Genomic DNA, 18,688 nt, shown 5'->3' on the forward strand with positions numbered 1-18,688 from the left:
AAGAAGTGAAACGATGAAAAAATTTGCTCTTATTGGTGCGGCTGGATATATCGCACCACGCCATCTTAAAGCGATCAAAGAAACGGGTAATACTTTAGCTGTTGCCATGGATGTAAATGACTCTGTGGGGATTATGGACAGTCATTTTCCTGAAGCGGAATTCTTTACTGAGTTTGAAGAATTTGAGGCCTATGTAGAAGACCAAAAATTAAAAGGAGAAAAGTTGGATTACGTTGCAATCTGCTCACCCAACTATTTACATGCGCCGCACATGAAGTATGCGTTGAAAAATGGCATTGAAGTCATTTGTGAAAAACCATTGGTATTGAATTCAGAAGATTTAAACATGCTTTCTGAATATGAAAAACAATATGGTGCGAAGGTAAACTCAATTTTACAATTACGTTTACACCCATCTATTATTGCATTGCGTGATAAAGTTCAGGCTGCCCCGGCAGATAAAGTATTTGATGTTGATCTCACTTATTTAACCTCTCGTGGTAAATGGTATTTAAAATCATGGAAAGGCGTGGACAAAAAATCCGGTGGTGTAGCAACTAATATTGGTGTGCATTTCTATGACATGTTGCATTTTATTTTTGGCAAAATCGTTAAAAATGAAGTGCATTTCCGCGATGAAAAAACTTCTTCTGGTTATTTAGAATATGAGCGTGCACGTGTACGTTGGTTCTTGTCAATTGACGCGAATAACCTACCAGAAAATGCGGTACAAGGTGAAAAACTGACGTATCGTAGTATTACCATTGAAAATGAAGAGCTTGAGTTTTCAGGTGGCTTTACCGATTTGCATACTCAGAGTTATCAGCGTGTATTAGAGGGTAAAGGTTATGGGGTTGAAGAAAACCGAGCAGCGATTGAAACAGTTGAAGTCATTCGAGTTTCACCAATTGTTGAAAACCCGTCAAATCCACATCCGTTATTGGCAAAGGTGAAAAAAGCATGAGTTTTTATCAACATGAGACAGCCATAGTTGATGATGGCGCACAAATTGGTGATGATTCGCGTGTTTGGCATTTTGTGCATGTCTGTGGTGGAGCCAAAATTGGTAAAGGCGTGTCTTTAGGCCAAAACGTATTTGTGGGTAATCGCGTTGTTATTGGAGACCACTGTAAAGTCCAGAACAATGTATCGGTTTACGATAATGTTATTCTGGAAGATGGCGTATTTTGCGGACCAAGCATGGTCTTTACCAATGTATATAATCCACGTTCTCTCATTGAGCGTAAAGACCAATATCTTGACACACTGGTGAAAAAGGGTGCCACATTAGGTGCAAACTGTACCATTGTCTGTGGTGTGACTATTGGAGCATATGCTTTTGTTGGAGCGGGTGCGGTAGTGAATAAAGATATACCTGCATATGCACTGATGGTAGGTGTTCCTGCAAAACAAATCGGCTGGATGAGTGAGTTTGGTGAACAGCTAGATCTTCCTTTGCACGGGCAGGCACAAGTGACCTGTTCGCATACAGGAGCAGTTTATCAACTTGATGGAACGACACTGACAAAGCAAGGTTGATATGATTGACTTTATTGATTTAAAAGCGCAGCAACATCGAATTAAAGATAAAATTGATGCTGGTATTCAAAATGTATTGACACATGGTCAGTACATTTTAGGCCCAGAAGTAATTGAGTTGGAAGAAAAACTTGCTGCCTATGTAGGTGCTAAACATTGTATTACTTGTGCCAATGGGACAGATGCATTGCAAATTGTACAAATGGCATTTGGTATAGGACCAGGTGATGAAGTGATCACGCCAGGCTTTACTTATATTGCAACGGCTGAAACAGTGGCGTTATTAGGCGCAAAGCCTGTCTATGTCGATGTAAATCCGAAGACTTATAATTTAGATGTTGAAAAATTAGAAGCAGCCATTACCCCTCGCACCAAAGCCATCATTCCAGTGAGTTTATATGGTCAGTGTGCTGACTTTGATGCGATTAACGCGATTGCTGCAAAGTATGGTATTCCGGTAATCGAAGATGCTGCACAAAGCTTTGGTGCAACCTATAAAGGGCGTAAAAGCTGTAACCTAAGTACGGTTGCTTGTACCAGCTTTTTCCCAAGTAAGCCATTGGGCTGCTATGGTGATGGTGGGGCTATTTTTACTAGCAATGATGAGTTGGCAAAAGTGATCCGCCAAATTGCACGTCATGGACAAGATAAGCGTTACCATCATATCCGTGTGGGAGTGAATAGCCGTTTAGATACGATTCAGGCTGCGATTTTATTACCAAAATTAGAAATTTTGGATGATGAAATGCAAGCACGTCAAAAAGTAGCTGAGACTTATAATCAGTTATTTAATCGGGCCGGTATTCATACAACGCCGCATCTTGAGCCAGATAATACTAGTGCATGGGCACAATATACGATTCAGGTCGATAATCGTGCGGAAGTCCAAGAGAAATTAAAAGCTCAGGGTATTCCAACAGCTGTGCATTATCCAATTCCTTTAAATAAGCAACCTGCTGTAGCTGATGAAAGTGTAATACTACCCGTCGGTGATGCAATTGCTGAACGAGTGATGAGTTTGCCAATGCATCCGTACTTGACTATTGAAGCTCAAGAGAAAATTGTTCAAGCTTTAGTAGGTTGATTAAACTGTGAAAAGTCTTCTTGTAAAGATTAATAATAAGCTGAATGCTCAAGGAGGCTTTTTAAAAGCTGTATCTGTCTTAGTAGGAGGTACAGCTGTTGCTCAAGGCACAGCAATACTTGCTTTGCCACTTCTAACACGATTATATAGTCCTGAAGAATTTTCGTTATTTGCTATCTATACATCTTTATTATTCACATTGTCTGTAGCGAGCTGTTTGCGTTTGGAGATAGCTATTCCTATACCTGAAAGTGATGTAGAAGCAATCTATTTAGTTGTAATAGCTTTATTAAGTAATTTCATAATTAGTTTACTACTAGTTTTAATTATTTGGATATTTCATTCAGATATTATTTTTCTTCTGAGACAATCGAGTTTCTCAAGTTTAATTTGGTTAGTGCCAGTAGGTGTATTCTTTTCTGGTTTGTATAATACATTACAGTATTGGTCAACTCGGAAAAAAAATTTTTCTTTAATTGCAAAAAACCGAATAGTTCAATCTATAAGTGGTGTTTCTTTACAGGTATTGATGGGTATAATTGGATATTAAACATTAGGTTTAATTATTGGACAGATAGTTAAAGTTTCAGCAGGAATCTGGCGCTTGATGATTTATTTTTGGAATGAGGCCTCAATAGTTATAAAAAATATAAAGGTTAACAAGCTAAAGGAAATATTTAAAAAAAATGATAGCTTTCCAAAATATTCTACACTAGATGCATTGGCAAACACAGCAAGTATACAATTACCAATTATTATAATTGCTGCGTTGACGATTAATGCAGAAGCTGGGTATCTGATCTTTGCGATGCAGCTTCTAGGTATTCCCATGCAATTTATTGGAGGAGCGATTTCGCAAGTGTATTTAGCGCATGCTCCAGAAGCATTTGAGCATGCTGATATACGGATATTTACACGTGAAGTTTTAGATAAATTATTCAAATTTAGTTTTTCTTTACTTGTTTTTATAGGTATTGTAAGTCCTAGTGTTATTGGATATATATTTGGAGATGAATGGAGTAAAGCGGGTATAATTATTAGTTGGATGATTCCTTGGTTTATTTTTCAATTAATATCTTCGCCTATTTCAATGATTATGCATATAGCTAATCAGCAGAAAAAAATGTTATTTTTGACGGTGTTTGGGTTTATATTTAAAGTTGGTTCAATTTATTTTCAATACTATATAGATTCAAATTATTTGCTACAGGCATACGCTATTTCGAGTGCAATATTTTATTTCATTTGTTATTTTGTTTTTTCACAAGTAGCGTTATTGAAAGTCAGTGATCATTTATATTTAGCAAAAAGAACATTGCCATTTTTTTTGCTAACACTAGCATTCAGTTATGTAATGGTTTTCTTATTAAAGTGGGTTGGTCCATGAAAGAAATTGTAAAAAAAATCATATTAATTGTCTCACCATTGATGCTGATTTTATTAAGTGTTTTTTACGAAAAAAAATATTTAAAAGGCCGTCATTTTGATAAGAATATAAGTGGTTATCTGTATTCAATTAGGTCGATTTGGTTGAAAAACATTTTACGATTGGCTAAACCTATGCCTTTTCCTACTGCGTTAACTTGTATCATATCAAATAAAGATAATATTCACTTCCATCCTGATGATATTAATAATTTTCAATCGCCAGGAACATATTTTCAGAACTTTAATGGTCAAATATATATAGGAAAAGGAACTTATATAGCACCTAATGTCGGGATCATCACAGCAAATCATCAGTTTGATAATTTGGACGTACATATGGAGGGTAAAGATGTTGTAATTGGTGAAAAATGTTGGATTGGAATGAATAGTGTAATTCTTCCTGGGATTAATTTGGGTGGGAATACTATAGTTGCTGCAGGAGCTGTTGTAACCAAAAGTTTTCCTCAGGGAAATGTAGTTTTGGCAGGTGTGCCAGCTAAAATTATTAAGGAACTAGAATGAAAATTTTACATTCAGCATGCTTTTTAAGACCATCTTCAGGAATTATTAAGCAAATGACTGAAGAGAAACAAGCCGCAGATGCCTTGAAGCTTAATTGGAATGTGCAGTTTTTTTTACCAAAAGGGCAGCAAATAGAGTCTACTGTAATTAGAGAGGCAGGGTATACGAATAAAGATAAATTGAATAAATTATATTATAAATTCTTTGCATGGTTTTCTATAAGAATTGAATATTATATTTGGTTGTTGAGACAAAAAAATGTAGATATATTTCTAATACGTTATAGTGTACATGATATTTTTCAACTTGTTTTTCTGTTAATTATAAAAAAACCCGTTTTTTTGGTTCACCATACCCTAGAGGAACCAGAGTTAAATATGGATAATACTTTTTTAGGTAGAGTTAGATATTTTTCGGAAAAAATTATTGGTAAACTTTGTATAAAATACTCTTATGGAATTGTGGCGGTCACAAATGAAATTTTAGAGTATGAAAAAAAAAGAATTAATAATATATACAAAAAATCTTTATTATTTCCCAATGGTATTAGTATGGGGAATATTTTGAATACTGGCTATTTCCCAAAAACAGACGTCAAAAAAATATTATTTGTAGCATCCGAGTTTAGTGAATGGCATGGTTTAGACTTAATTTTAAACGATATTAAGAATAATAAAAATAATAACTTTGAACTACATTTAGTTGGTACGGTACTCGCTAAAGATCTAGATATAGCGAAGAGTGACAAGAGGGTTATCTTACACGGGGTCCGAGATAGAAAATTTATTGAAACTTTAGCAAATCAGTGCCATGTTGCTTTAGGATCTTTTGCTCTAGAGCGAAAAAATATGAAAGAGGCTTGTACTCTAAAAGTTAGAGAATATCTTAGTTTAGGATTACCAGTATATTCTGGACATATTGATGTTTTTCCTAGAGATTTTAGATTTTATAAACTCGGTGAACCAAGTATAGAGCAAATTTTAGCCTTTACTAGCTTTAGTAATGCATATGAAAGAAAAGAAATTATTTTAGAGTCAAAAAGATACATTGATAAATCTTTTATTGTTGAAAGATTATACATTGAGTTGAAAGCATTAACCCAGGTTTAATGGAGTGAAAATTTTGACTTTAAAAAAAGTAACTGAAATTTTATTCATGCTAATATTTATCTTAAGTTTTACTAAAGTTTTTCTATTTTCTTTAGTTAAGTTTAATTTTTTAGGTCTGAGTGTAGGTGGAAATAGTGATGCTAACTACTATAATGATTATGCTTTGGGTTATGTAAGCGAGGCTGTTAATATTTGGCCTATTCTCTTAAATAAACTAAATTTTCTTGGTTTTTATGATAGAGATATCATTTCTTTTTTATTATTTTTTTTGTGTAGTGTTTTAATTCCATTTTTAACTTGTTATTTGGCAAATCTGAACTTTAGAAGTAATCAAAAAGAATATTTATTAATGTTTCTCATTAGCTCAATATATCCAACTTTATTTTTTTATAGTCTCGATATCTATCGAGATGTTTTTATGGTTTTTATATTTTTACTGGCTTGCGTTTTTGTCAAATTGTCTTTATCTAGTGATGATATATTAATTAGTTTTTTTTATTTTTCAATTTGTATTTTATTTGGTTTTTTTCTTTATGAATTAAGGGAGTATCTAGGTTATGCTTTCTTATGTGCTCTTTTGTTATTTCGATTAAAGCTAACTAGAATTAGAGTTATAGTTTTTTCTCTGGCTTATGTTTTAATTCTATTTTTATTAAATTACGCTGGATACTTGAAGAGCTTAACAGACTATCGGTTAGGCTTTGAGGATTACTCAGGTGGTTCTACTCTAGGTCTTGACTTTTCTAATCCAGTTATGTTTATTCCAAATTTTCTATTAAGTATTTTTGGTCAATTATTTGGGTTATATTTTACAAATCCAATATCATATTTTTTGTTTGCAGTTGAAACATTGCCTTTTATATATATGTTTGTATATGTTTTAAGAAATATTTCTTATTCAGATAGTTATATCCGTTTTTTATTAATTTTCTTTGTATTATATGCGAGCGTTTGGCTCATTGGAAATGATAATCTGGGCACCGCTGTTAGGTTGCGAATGTATAATTATTTTTCTATTTATATCTGTTTTTTTTGCATAATGGTAGCTAAAAATAAACATGTTTCTCGACTTAAAGAGGTTGTTGAAAAATGAAGATAATCATTATTGGTACAATCGCATCAAGTTTTTATGGTTTTCGATCTGATTTGATTAGGGAATTATGCAAAAAAGGTCATTTGGTTTATGCATTTACATCGGAATACTCAGAAGTTGATTTGTTAAAAATTAAAAAACTGGGGGCGATTCCTATACCCTATGAGCTAAATAGAGGAGGGCTTAACCCTTTAGCTGATTTAATAGCCATTTTTATGCTAGCCAAAAAAATACGTAAAATTTCTCCTGATATAGTTTTTTCTTATTTTACTAAACCCGTTATATTTGGAACGATAGCTGCAAAGTTTGCAGCAGTTCCCCGTCGGATAGGCATGTTGGAAGGTTTGGGTTATACTTTTACTGATCAACCTGAGGGTTTTTCTTCTAAAACTAAATTGATACGAAATATTCAGATTTTTCTATATAGAATTGCATTTCCATATTTAGACCACTTAATTTTTTTAAATCCTGATGATCCAATAGATTTGTTAAAAAAACACTCTTTATCAGTAAAAGAGGTCAGTGTTCTGGGTGGAATAGGTTTGGATTTGAAGTCATATCAATATCAACCGATTACAAGTATCACTCCAATGAAAACAAAATTCTTGTTTATAGGTAGATTATTGAAAGAAAAGGGTATTCATGAGTTTGTAGCTGCAGCTAAATTAGTCAAAGAGAAATACCCAGATTGTAGATTTACTGTATTAGGTGCAATTGATCAAAGTAATCTTGGGGCATTGTCTGAAAGTGAATTATTAGATCTTACAGAATCAGGAATTATTGAATATCCAGGTCATGTGGATAATATTCAAGAATGGATAGCCAATAGCGATGTGTTTGTTTTACCTTCTTATCGGGAGGGTGTTCCTAGAAGTACGCAGGAAGCTATGGCAATTGGTCGGGCTATTATTACAACAGATGTCCCAGGGTGTCGAGAGACCGTAGTAAATGGTATTAATGGTTTCATTGTTCAGAAATGGAATCCTGAAGCACTGGCTGATAAAATGTTTTATTTCTTGGAGAACCCAGACCAAATTAGAGTTATGGGTGATGCCAGTCATCAAATTGCTATAGATAAATTTGACGCTTATAAAGTAAATCACAAACTGATTAATATTTTAGGTCTATAAATGGTTAAACGCTTACTCGATATTATCATCGCCTCTATAGCCCTGATCCTGCTTTCACCGTTATATGCATTCGTTGCTTATAAAGTGAAAAAAAATCTAGGTTCGCCAGTGTTATTTCGTCAAGTTCGCCCGGGTTTAAATGGCAAGCCATTTGAAATGATAAAATTCCGTACGATGAAAGATGCTGTGGATGCAGAAGGCAATCCATTGCCTGATAGCGAGCGTTTGACGCCATTTGGCAAAATGCTGCGTTCCACCAGTTTGGATGAAATGCCAGAGCTATGGAATGTTATTAAGGGTGATATGAGTGTGGTTGGTCCACGTCCATTACTGATGGAATATTTATCTCTATACAATCAAGAACAGGCCAAACGTCACAATGTGCGCCCCGGTATGACAGGATATGCACAGGTCAATGGGCGTAATGCTATTGGCTGGGAACAAAAATTTAAACTTGATACTTGGTATGTGGAAAACAGGTCATTGTGGTTAGATTTTAAAATTATGTTGCAAACAGTGAAGAAGGTCATTGCTAAGGATGATATCAGTGAAGCTGGAGAGGCGACGATGACAAAATTTACAGGCTCAAAGTCGGAAGATAATACATGAGTCGTTTTGTCTATGCGATTTATGGAGCATCGGGTTGTGGTCGTAGTTTAATGCCTGTGGCACGACAACAATTACAGCGTTTAGGTGTTTCGGCCGAAATCTATTTTATTGATGACAGTCTACAAGAACAGCAGATTGTAAATGGACATACTGCATTAAACTACCAGTCTTTTAAAAATTTAAATGCTGCTCAAAAGTTTGTACTGATTGCCATTGCAAATAGTCAAATTCGTGAAAAGCTTGCTAATCAGCTCGTCATGGATGGTCTTCAATTGTGGACTGTCCAAGCTGATAATGTGGTAATGATGGACAATATTGAAATAGCGGAAGGAGCAGCACTAAGCCCTTTTGTTTCAATTACATCAAATATAAAAATCGGTAAATGTTTCCATGCCAATTTATACAGTTATATCGAGCATGATTGTGTGATTGGTGACTACGTTACCTTTGCTCCAGGGGTGAAATGTAATGGCAATATTCATATAGAAGACCATGCCTATATCGGTACTGGCGCTGTGATCAAGCAAGGCACACCAGACAAACCATTGGTGATTGGTAAAGGTGCAATCGTTGGGATGGGGGCGGTAGTCACCAAAAGTGTTCCCGCAGGTGTTACCGTCATAGGTAATCCAGCCCGAGTTTTAGAGAAAAAATAAAGATTTTTGTAAGAATTTAACTAGGAAATAAATATGTTAAACACTGCATTTGAACCATGGCCAAGCTTTACGCAAGAAGAAGCAGATGCTGTATCTAAAGTACTGTTGTCGAATAAGGTAAATTATTGGACGGGTCAAGAATGCCGTGAATTTGAAAAAGAATTCGCAACATTTGCAGGAACACAATATGCAGTGGCTTTAACCAACGGTACCGTTGCCCTAGATGTCGCTTTAAAAGCTCTGGGAATTGGAGTTGGTGATGACGTGATTGTCACTTCACGGACTTTCCTTGCTTCTGCAAGCTCGATTGTGACGGCTGGCGCTAGTCCTATATTCGCAGATGTTGAATTGGATTCACAAAATATTTCGGCTCGCACTATTGACGCGGTACTAACGCCAAATACTAAAGCGATTATTTGTGTTCATTTAGCAGGTTGGATGTGTGATATGGATCCAATCATGCAACTTGCAGCGGAGCGTGGTTTATATGTGATTGAAGATTGTGCGCAAGCACATGGCGCACAATATAAGGGCAAACCTGCGGGTTCTATTGGGCATATTGGTGCATGGTCTTTTTGTCAGGATAAAATCATGACAACGGGTGGTGAAGGCGGCATGGTCACCACCAATGATGAAGCGTTATGGAAAAAAATGTGGTCTTATAAAGATCATGGGAAAAACTTCGACAGTATTTATAACAAACAACATCCGCCAGGGTTTCGTTGGTTACATGATTCGTTTGGCACCAACTGGCGCATGATGGAAATGCAAGCAGTCATTGGGCGTATTCAATTGAAAAAAATGGCTGAATGGACTGAAATTCGTAATCATAATATGCAGCGCATTTATTCAGCATTTGAAAAGACCCCATATATAACCGTTTTTCAGCCTTCGAATGATTATGTACATGCCGCTTATAAGTGTTATGTTCAAGTAAATGTAGATCAATTACCGGAAGGGTGGTCTCGTGATCGTATTATGAATGAAATTGCTGAATTAGGTGTTCCTTGCTTTAGTGGTTCTTGTTCAGAAGTGTATTTAGAGCATGCTTTTGACAATACGCCTTGGCGTCCTGCTCAACGACTTCAGAACGCACAAAAACTAGGTGAAAGTAGTTTAATGTTTTTAGTTCATCCAACTTTGAGTGAAGATAGTATTAATCAAACTATTTCTGCTATTGAACAAGTACTTACTAGAATTTAAATGTTCTGATGTAAAGTGAATGTTTCGGTTTTGCATTCACTTTACATTTTTACATTTGTTTGTGGGTAGCAAATAACTTAAAAACACATTTAGTTTACTTATATAAATAGCATAGAGAAGACTCACCCTGTGAAATCAGTCATTCTGCCTTTGGTTACATCGCCACGATATGCCAAACAATTATTTTTAATCCTTTTGGATTTTTTAGTTTTTCCTGTCTTGATTTGGTTGAGCTACGCATTACGTGAATTTAACCTAGGGGCAGAAGTTGTTCCTAATATCTCATTCGGATCACTCTGGGTAAGTGTTTTAGCAATCACTATGTTATTGATTTGTGGAACATATCATTTTATTGTTCGTACATTCAATGAGGTGTTCTTTACACGCTTAGCGATTGCAACAGGGTTAACCGTCCTTGGACTTTTTGGGCTGGCATATTGTACAGAGGCTTTTATTCCGACATCAATTCCTTTGATGTTTGGTTTCTTTATGTTTTCTTGGGTTTGGTTTAGTCGTGGTGCTATTCGATTTATTGTGCGGGCATGTTTACAAACGGATATTCCAAAAAGAAAAATCGTGATTTATGGGGCTGGATATGCAGGCCAACAAATTGCGGCAATGTTGAATCGTTCTGATGAGCATTTTCCTTTATTTTTTATTGATGATGAACAGTCGTTATCAGGGCAAATTATTGGTGGTTTAAAAGTTTATAATGCTGAACATGCGCTTAAACGTCTGGAAAGAGAAACAGTTGATGAAATTCTCATTGCTTTACCATCTGTAGGGCGTACGCGCAAAAGTGAAATAGTTCAATTTCTTGAACCTGCGCATATTAAAATTACCGAAATTCCTGGCCTTACCAAGCTTGTAGATGGCGACATTAAAGTCTCAGATATCCGAGAAGTAGACATTATTGATTTACTTGGGCGTGATCCTGTTCCGCCGATTCCTGAATTATTGGCCAAAAATATTCAACATAAAGTAGTGATGGTCACAGGGGCAGGTGGTTCTATTGGTTCAGAACTTTGTCGACAAATTATAAAGAATAACCCGCAGAAATTGGTTATTTATGAGCTTAGTGAATTTGCGCTGTATAGTATTGATAAAGAGTTACGTCTTAAGTCACAAGTAGAAATTATTCCGATTTTAGGAACAGTATTGGATGAAGCTAAACTTGAGCGTGTAATTGAGCAGTATAGTGTACAGACTGTATACCATGCAGCGGCTTATAAGCATGTTCCATTGGTCGAGTGTAATCCAATTGCAGGACTAAAAAATAACTCTATTGGTACAGCCTTTAGTGTGAATGCTGCGATTAAAAAAGGTGTAGAGACTTTTGTACTGATTTCAACAGACAAGGCTGTTCGTCCGACCAATGTAATGGGAGCGTCTAAGCGAATGGCTGAGCTTTACTGTCAAGCGATGGCAGAAGCACAGCAGCAAACTCAAATTAGTATTGTCCGTTTTGGGAATGTATTAGGTTCTTCAGGCTCCGTTGTTCCTCTGTTCAAGCAGCAGATAGCAAAAGGTGGCCCAATTACAGTGACTCACCCTGACGTGACGCGTTACTTTATGACGATTCCTGAAGCCTCACAATTAGTTATCCAGGCTGGTGCTTTGGGTACAGGTGGAGACGTTTTCTTGTTGGATATGGGGGAACCTGTTCGCATTCAAGATTTGGCTCGCCAAATGATTGCACTTAGTGGCTTAAAAATGCGTGAAGAAGGGGAGGATATTGGCGACATTGCGATTGAGTATGCTGGACTCCGCCCAGGCGAAAAGTTGTATGAAGAGTTGCTAATTGATCATGAAGATACACAGTTAACTGAACATAGTCGGATTTTACGCTCTTTTGAAAAGCATTTTTCTTTAGATGAATTATTGCCGATTTTCGAACGCATTTATGGCTTAACTGCAATTGATCAAGACATTGACTGGGCATTATCTCAGTTAGAACATTATGTCGATGGTTATCAACGTAGCAGTGAAGTTAAGGTAAACTAGCTTTAATGATTTAATTAACGCAAATGTTTGGATCTGTGATGACAATTAAAAAAGCTATTCTTCCTGTTGCGGGTCTTGGCACCCGTTTTTTACCTGCAAGTAAGTCTATTCCGAAAGAGATGGTGACAGTCGTTGACCGCCCAGCGATTGAGTACGTTGTGAAAGAAGCTGTTGCGGCGGGTATTGAGCAGATCATTTTAGTCACGCATTCATCTAAAGCATCGATTGAGAATTATTTTGATCGTAACTTTTAATTAGAGACGACACTTGAGCAGAAGAAAAAATTTGATTTACTCAAAGAAATTAAGAATGTTTTACCTGAACATGTCAGCGTAGTAAGTGTGCGTCAGCCACAACCCTTAGGACTTGGACACGCAGTTTTATGTGCAAAGTCGATTGTGGGGAACGATGATTTTGCTGTGCTGTTACCTGATGTTCTAGTTAAAGATGCTGATACAACTAATGATTTGAGCTTAATGATTCAGCGTTTCAATGAAACACATGCTTCACAAATTATGGTTGAAGCGGTGCCTGATCATTTGGTCGATCAGTATGGTATTGTTGATGTAGCTTCTGTACCCAATGAAGGTCAAAGTGTAGTGATGCAAGGTATTGTTGAAAAACCAGCAGTGAGTTCAGCACCTTCTAATTTATCTGTGGTCGGACGCTATATTTTGCCCGCTGAGATTATGCAACTTTTGGAACAAACACCGAAAGGTGCTGGCAATGAAATTCAATTAACTGATGCAATTGCCATGCTACAACAGACCAATACAGTTGAAGCCTATCGTATGAAAGGCCAAACCTTTGACTGCGGAAGTAAACTGGGTTATTTAAAAGCCGTTTTGCATTATGGGATCGATCACCCGACGTTGGGTGATGCATTTAAAGCGCTTATTCAAGAGCTTTAATGATCAGCGGGAAACTCTTATGAAAGTTGCAGTATTTGGACAAACCCTGTACTCAGGTGTTATGGCAGCATTGTTGGCTGAGTGTGGACATCAGGTCTTTTGGTGCGATGTTTTAAAAAGGCCTGCCTCAGAGCAAGCCTATACACAAGATGATGCTGTGATCAATCTACTCCATAAACAAGAAAAAAGTGGGTTTCTACAGTACTGCAATTTTAATGCTATTCCTCTCGATATTGATGCTTACTTTTTTAGCCTGAGTCCGACAGAAGAATCACAAGGCATTGAAATTCTAAAAGAGCTCAAACAGCGTCCTATTATTCATCCTAAATTGATGATCAATGCATCGACTTTGGGTTTACATGGCACTGAGAAATTTGAAAAAATCTTAGCGGATGATGATTGGGTGTATTTGCCTGACGTAATCCAAGAAGGTAATGCTTTACAAAGCTTCGTGCAGGCAAAACAACTGACAGTTGGTTGTTCAAGTGCAACGAGTCAAATTAAAATTCGAGAGTTACTTCGTCCTTTATTTCCAAGAGAACAACAATATTTATTTATGCCCGTTTTAGATGCTGAGTTTACTAAGCTCAGTGTTTCAGGCATGTTGGCGACCCGTATTAGTTATATTAACGATTTAGCTGTGGTGGCTGAGAAGCTAGGTATTGATATTGAGCATGTACGTCAAGGTTTGGCGGCGGATAGTCGAATTGGTGCTTCCTATCTCTATCCGGGAGCTGGCTTTGGCGGTGAAAATTTCTCTCACGATGTTTTAACATTAGCAAATACTGTTTCAGGTACTGGAGCGAAGAGCCAGTTATTGGCACAAGTTTGGGATATCAATGAGCAGCAAAAAGAAATTCTATTTCGTAAATTATGTAATTATTATCATGGGGACTTAGCGGGTAAGGTTGTTGCGATTTGGGGGGCATCATTTAAATAAAACACGTCTCGCATTCAGCAGTCTCCAATTCATGCCATGTTAAAAGCGCTTTGGGCACAAAATATGGTGGTCAAATTGCATGATCCTCAGGCATTGGCAGAAATTGAAAAACATTATGGGTATCGAGAAGATTTGATTTACTGTACCGATCAATATGAGGCCGTTGAGGGAGCACATGCTTTGTGCTTATTAACTGCTTGGAAGCAGTACTGGAGTCCTAATTACACAGAATTACTCAAAAAAATGCAGCACCCACTGATTTTAGATGGTCGAAATATTTATGATCCATGCTATGTCAAAGCTCAAGGCTTTGCCTATCAGGGAGTAGGGCGATGAAGAATAAAAAGAAACCATATCCCGTTGAAGATATTAATACAGCAATTGCCCGACTGCAGGGCTTGAAAGCTCATTTTGAACAGCATCATCTGAATGATCTTTTTGCAGATGATTCGACTCGTTTTGAGCAGCTCTCTGTCGTATTAGAGCCGATTATTTTTGATTTTAGTAAACATCGTATTGACCGAACGGCAGTTGATTCTTTAGTGCAGTGGGCGCAGGCACGAGATTTAACCAGTTGGATTAAAACTTTATTCTCAAGTACAGCGATTAACTATACTGAACACCGCTCAGCCATGCATTGGGCTTTACGTTTACCGCAATACGATCAACAGCATCAGGCTATTGCGGATCAGATTCATGAACAACTGCAAAAAATGTATGCATTGGTCAACAAAATTCACGAGGGCCAATACCGGGGGGCGACGGGTGAGGTGATTCAAGATGTGGTCAATATCGGTGTGGGGGGGTCTGACCTAGGGCCGCTGATGGTCAGCCATGCATTATCTGACTTTAAAAAATCGACACAAAAGCCTTTAAATCTACATTTTGTTTCAACAATAGATGGTAGTCAGCTTTCAGAGCTTCTGCATAAGCTGCGTCCAGAAACAACCTTGTTTATTATCTCATCAAAGTCATTTGGTACGATTGATACACTCTCCAATGCTCAAACGGTACGTCTTTGGCTTGAAAAAGCATTAGGCCAAGAGGCTCAAACCTTAAAGCACCATTTTATTGGCGTATCGACCAAGCCCGAAAAAATGACTGCTTGGGGGATCGCGCCTGAGAATCAATTTTTATTGTGGGATTGGGTGGGTGGCCGTTATTCTTTATGGTCGTGTTTTTGACTTCCAATTGCTTTAACTATTGGGGTGGATGGGTTTAATCAGTTTTTATCGGGCGCTTATGCGATTGACCAGCATTTTCAACATGCCCCTTTTCATCAGAACATTCCTGTTTTGATGGGGCTTTTAGGGGCTTGGAATAATAATTTCTTAGACATTCAAACCCATGCTGTTTTACCGTATGATGGTCGCCTCAAGTACTTTGCTTCATATCTACAGCAACTTGAAATGGAATCGAATGGGAAGTCGATCCAACGTAATGGTGAAAAGGTTGAATGGGATACTTGTCCGATTGTGTGGGGCGAGGTGGGACCCAATGCGCAGCATGCATTTTATCAACTGTTGCATCAAGGTACACATTCGGTGAGTTGTGACTTCATTGCACCAATACAACGTTATAACGCAAATCAGTTTACCTATGTGGATAATGCTGAGGCATTAATTGAACAACATCATTTGGCACTTTCAAATTGTTTAGCACAGTCACGTTTATTGGCCTTTGGAAATCAAGCATTGGATCAAAGTGAATTGGCCTCTTTACCAGAATATAAAAAATATGAGGGTAACCAGCCAAGTACAACAATTTTAATGCAGGAGCTCAATCCTTATAGCTTAGGTATGCTCATCGCAATGTATGAACATAAAGTATTTGTACAATCCGTACTTTGGAATATTAACCCTTTCGATCAATGGGGTGTTGAAAAGGGCAAGGAAATTGCCAACCAGTTACTGCCGATTTTAAATGGGCAACAACAAGATTTATCTGCTTTAGATGTTTCGACTCAGGGTTTGTTAAAAATTTTATTAGGAAAATTAGATGGCTAATATTTTAGTGACTGGTGGTGCGGGTTATATCGGGTCACATACTTGTGTTGAGCTTTTAAATGCAGGACATGATGTTATTGTTTTAGACAATTTGTCAAATAGTTCAGAAGAGTCGTTAAGACGCGTTAGAGCATTAACCTCTAAAAAATTGGATTTTGTGGAGGGGGATATTTTAGATCAGCAGATTTTAGATCCTATCTTTAGGACACATAAAATTGATGCGGTCATTCATTTTGCCGGTTTAAAAGCAGTAGGTGAAAGCCAAAAAATCCCATTGAAGTATTTTGAAAATAATATTTCGGGTTCGATTAGCTTGGTCAAAGCAATGGAGCGTGCTCAGGTTTTTAAGTTGGTATTTAGCTCATCTGCTACTGTATATGATGAGATGAATGTTTCACCTCTGAATGAAGACATGCCAACAGGTATGCCGAACAATAATTATGGTTATACCAAGTTAATCGTAGAACAATTATTACAAAAGCTTTCAATTGCGGATGAGCGTTGGTCTATTGCATTATTACGTTATTTTAATCCAGTTGGTGCGCATAAAAGTGGTCAAATTGGGGAAGATCCACTTGGGATTCCAAATAACCTTATGCCTTTTGTCACACAAGTGGCAATAGGGCGCCGTGAGAAATTATCTATTTTTGGTGGTGATTACGATACCGTAGATGGTACTGGTGTTCGTGATTATATTCATGTAGTCGATTTGGCAAATGCACACTTATGCGCTCTTAATAATCGCTTAAACACAATAGGTTGCCGATCTTGGAATATTGGAACAGGTCAGGGTTCATCTGTTTTGGAAGTGGTGAAGACTTTTGAACGAGTGAATCAGAAGCCTGTTGCATATAACATTGAACCCCGTCGTGCAGGGGATGTTGCAACTTCATTTGCAGATAATACTCGAGCAATTGCTGAGTTGGGTTGGCAACCAAAATACAGCCTAGAAGATATGTTAGCAGATAGTTGGAATTGGCAAAAGCAGAATCCAACAGGCTACAAAGCATAGTTTTCTATAATATTTTCCGCAAAATAAAATAGGCACTCAAAGTGCCTATTTTTATATTTAAAATCGGGAAATTAATCTTGAATCAACCGAGTCAATGCATCGACATAGTCTTGCATTGGCTTTGGATGTCGATCTAAACGACTTTCAATATTTAAACGTAATAAAGGCTCTGTGTTTGAAGCACGTACGTTAAAGCGCCAAGCACCAAAATCTAAACTTACGCCATCTGTGTGGTCAATACTTGGATTTTGATTTGCGAAGTGATCAAAAAGCTTTTGAATCGTGACTTGTGTATCCGCAACTTTGAAATTGATTTCCCCTGAGCAAGGAAACTTTTTGATCATTTCTTCAACCAATGAGGACAAAGATTGTCCAGTTTCAGACAGTACAGAAACAACCAGCAACCATGGAATCATTCCACTATCGCAATAAGAAAAATCGCGGAAATAATGGTGTGCAGACATTTCGCCGCCATAAACGGCATTGTGTTCACGCATTTTGTCTTTAATAAAGGAATGTCCTGATTTCGACTGAACAGGGATGCCTTGATATTTCTCTACGACATCAAAGGTGTTCCAAATCAGACGTGGGTCGTGGACAATTTTTTAGCCTGATTGTTTCAGTAAGAAGGCTTGTGCTAAAAGGCCAACAATATAATAACCTTCAATGAACTGTCCTTTTTCATCAAACAGGAAACAGCGGTCGAAGTCACCATCCCATGCAATGCCCATATCTGCGTGATGTTCAAGCACGGCATGACGTGTGCTATCACGGTTCTCAACCAAAATCGGGTTAGGAATGCCATTCGGAAAATGACCATTTGCCTCATGGTGAATTTTAATAAATTCAACAGGGATATTTAGGGCTTTAAATTTTTCTTCGATCGCATCAATGACATGACCTGCTGCACCATTTCCTGCATTCACGACCAATTTTAATGGGCGGATTTTAGCAGGATTAATATACCCCATAAGGTGTTCAATGAACTCAGGCAGAATATTGTAGGCTGTGGTTGAGCCTTTTTGTGCGGCCTCTGTAAATGCCCCAGATTCTGCTAAGGCTTGGATTTCCGCCAGACCGCTATCTGCACCAATAGGGCGCGCTTGTTCACGAACCAATTTCATCCCATTGTAATCCATTGGGTTATGGCTCGCCGTAATCTCAATACCGCCTTGAACATCTAGGTGAAAGGCGCCGAAGTAAACCTCTTCTGTCCCTGTCATACCAAGATCGAGGACATTCACCCCAGCATCATTTAAGCCCTGAATAGTGGCTTGTTTGAGGCTTTCACTGGTCAGACGGATATCGCAACCGATAACCACTGTTTTAGGTTGATAAATTTGCCCATATGCACGGCCAATTTTATAAGCAATTTCTTCATTCAGCTCTGTCCCGAGCTTGCCACGAATATCATAGGCTTTAAAGCAGGTAAGTTGCGACAT

12 protein-coding genes and 5 pseudogenes are annotated in these 18,688 nt (G+C 37.4%); 16 read left to right on the forward strand and 1 reads right to left on the reverse strand.

Annotated features, from left to right (window positions below; genetic code table 11):
- The first annotated feature begins 13 nt into the window (after nucleotides 1–13).
- The 16 genes and pseudogenes from WH214_RS05600 to galE all read left to right on the forward strand — a co-directional run bounded on the left by WH214_RS05600 (nucleotide 14) and on the right by galE (nucleotide 17,246).
- A complete protein-coding gene (locus WH214_RS05600) occupies nucleotides 14–964 on the forward strand; it encodes a Gfo/Idh/MocA family protein (RefSeq protein ID WP_339421919.1) in 951 nt (316 codons plus the stop codon).
- On the forward strand, nucleotides 961–1,539 hold the full coding sequence (gene wbpD, locus WH214_RS05605) for a UDP-2-acetamido-3-amino-2,3-dideoxy-D-glucuronate N-acetyltransferase (protein ID WP_336957148.1): 579 nt from the start codon (nucleotides 961–963) through the stop codon (nucleotides 1,537–1,539). The genes WH214_RS05600 and wbpD overlap by 4 nt, the downstream gene beginning before the upstream one ends.
- Nucleotide 1,540: 1 nt before the next feature.
- The gene (locus WH214_RS05610; RefSeq protein WP_339421918.1) at nucleotides 1,541–2,623 is read left to right on the forward strand and encodes a DegT/DnrJ/EryC1/StrS family aminotransferase; all 1,083 of its coding nucleotides are present in this window, start codon (nucleotides 1,541–1,543) and stop codon (nucleotides 2,621–2,623) included.
- Between the two features lie 7 nt (nucleotides 2,624–2,630).
- Nucleotides 2,631–4,010: pseudogene (locus WH214_RS05615) on the forward strand (oligosaccharide flippase family protein).
- Nucleotides 4,007–4,573, forward strand: coding sequence for a DapH/DapD/GlmU-related protein (locus WH214_RS05620; protein ID WP_339421916.1), 567 nt, complete (start codon nucleotides 4,007–4,009; stop codon nucleotides 4,571–4,573). The pseudogene WH214_RS05615 and the gene WH214_RS05620 overlap by 4 nt, the downstream one beginning before the upstream one ends.
- The gene (locus WH214_RS05625; RefSeq protein ID WP_339421915.1) at nucleotides 4,570–5,682 is read left to right on the forward strand and encodes a glycosyltransferase family 1 protein; all 1,113 of its coding nucleotides are present in this window, start codon (nucleotides 4,570–4,572) and stop codon (nucleotides 5,680–5,682) included. Before WH214_RS05620 ends, WH214_RS05625 begins: the two co-directional genes overlap by 4 nt.
- A gap of 13 nt (nucleotides 5,683–5,695) precedes the next feature.
- On the forward strand, nucleotides 5,696–6,775 hold the full coding sequence (locus tag WH214_RS05630) for a hypothetical protein (RefSeq protein ID WP_445206353.1): 1,080 nt from the start codon (nucleotides 5,696–5,698) through the stop codon (nucleotides 6,773–6,775).
- Entirely contained in the window at nucleotides 6,772–7,905 is a 1,134-nt protein-coding gene (locus WH214_RS05635; RefSeq protein ID WP_339421913.1) for a glycosyltransferase family 4 protein, read from the forward strand. Before WH214_RS05630 ends, WH214_RS05635 begins: the two co-directional genes overlap by 4 nt.
- Entirely contained in the window at nucleotides 7,906–8,514 is a 609-nt protein-coding gene (locus tag WH214_RS05640) for a sugar transferase (protein ID WP_339421912.1), read from the forward strand. It begins immediately after the preceding gene.
- Nucleotides 8,511–9,170, forward strand: a complete 660-nt coding sequence (locus tag WH214_RS05645; protein WP_339421911.1) for an acetyltransferase — start codon at nucleotides 8,511–8,513, stop codon at nucleotides 9,168–9,170. Before WH214_RS05640 ends, WH214_RS05645 begins: the two co-directional genes overlap by 4 nt.
- Before the next feature lie 33 nt (nucleotides 9,171–9,203).
- Nucleotides 9,204–10,373, forward strand: a complete 1,170-nt coding sequence (locus tag WH214_RS05650; RefSeq protein ID WP_339421910.1) for a DegT/DnrJ/EryC1/StrS family aminotransferase — start codon at nucleotides 9,204–9,206, stop codon at nucleotides 10,371–10,373.
- 129 nt (nucleotides 10,374–10,502) lie between these two features.
- Nucleotides 10,503–12,377 (forward strand): polysaccharide biosynthesis protein, encoded by a 1,875-nt coding sequence (locus WH214_RS05655; RefSeq protein ID WP_339421909.1) that lies wholly within the window; start codon nucleotides 10,503–10,505, stop codon nucleotides 12,375–12,377.
- Between the two features lie 38 nt (nucleotides 12,378–12,415).
- Nucleotides 12,416–13,288: pseudogene (gene galU, locus WH214_RS05660) on the forward strand (UTP--glucose-1-phosphate uridylyltransferase GalU).
- 19 nt (nucleotides 13,289–13,307) lie between these two features.
- Nucleotides 13,308–14,564 (forward strand): annotated as a pseudogene (locus WH214_RS05665) (UDP binding domain-containing protein).
- Nucleotides 14,561–16,234 (forward strand): annotated as a pseudogene (gene pgi / locus WH214_RS05670) (glucose-6-phosphate isomerase). Before WH214_RS05665 ends, pgi begins: the two co-directional pseudogenes overlap by 4 nt.
- A complete protein-coding gene (gene galE / locus WH214_RS05675; protein ID WP_339421905.1) occupies nucleotides 16,227–17,246 on the forward strand; it encodes a UDP-glucose 4-epimerase GalE in 1,020 nt (339 codons plus the stop codon). The pseudogene pgi and the gene galE overlap by 8 nt, the downstream one beginning before the upstream one ends.
- A gap of 71 nt (nucleotides 17,247–17,317) precedes the next feature.
- Here galE and WH214_RS05680 read toward each other — a convergent pair.
- A pseudogene (locus WH214_RS05680) lies at nucleotides 17,318–18,688 on the reverse strand (phosphomannomutase CpsG).

The sequence above is a fragment of the Acinetobacter sp. MYb191 genome (genome assembly GCF_037572605.1).
In the GTDB taxonomy this organism is placed as follows: Bacteria; Pseudomonadota; Gammaproteobacteria; order Pseudomonadales; family Moraxellaceae; genus Acinetobacter; species Acinetobacter johnsonii.

What these genes read in the sequence shown, in the direction of transcription:
- WH214_RS05635 (WP_339421913.1), top strand. Translation starts at nt 6,772, where the DNA reads ATGAAGATAATCATTATTGGTACAATCGCATCAAGTTTTTATGGTTTT.
- WH214_RS05620 (WP_339421916.1), top strand. Translation starts at nt 4,007, where the DNA reads ATGAAAGAAATTGTAAAAAAAATCATATTAATTGTCTCACCATTGATG.
- WH214_RS05650 (WP_339421910.1), top strand. Translation starts at nt 9,204, where the DNA reads ATGTTAAACACTGCATTTGAACCATGGCCAAGCTTTACGCAAGAAGAA.
- WH214_RS05600 (WP_339421919.1), top strand. Translation starts at nt 14, where the DNA reads ATGAAAAAATTTGCTCTTATTGGTGCGGCTGGATATATCGCACCACGC.
- WH214_RS05645 (WP_339421911.1), top strand. Translation starts at nt 8,511, where the DNA reads ATGAGTCGTTTTGTCTATGCGATTTATGGAGCATCGGGTTGTGGTCGT.
- galE (WP_339421905.1), top strand. Translation starts at nt 16,227, where the DNA reads ATGGCTAATATTTTAGTGACTGGTGGTGCGGGTTATATCGGGTCACAT.
- WH214_RS05640 (WP_339421912.1), top strand. Translation starts at nt 7,906, where the DNA reads ATGGTTAAACGCTTACTCGATATTATCATCGCCTCTATAGCCCTGATC.
- WH214_RS05610 (WP_339421918.1), top strand. Translation starts at nt 1,541, where the DNA reads ATGATTGACTTTATTGATTTAAAAGCGCAGCAACATCGAATTAAAGAT.
- wbpD (WP_336957148.1), top strand. Translation starts at nt 961, where the DNA reads ATGAGTTTTTATCAACATGAGACAGCCATAGTTGATGATGGCGCACAA.
- WH214_RS05625 (WP_339421915.1), top strand. Translation starts at nt 4,570, where the DNA reads ATGAAAATTTTACATTCAGCATGCTTTTTAAGACCATCTTCAGGAATT.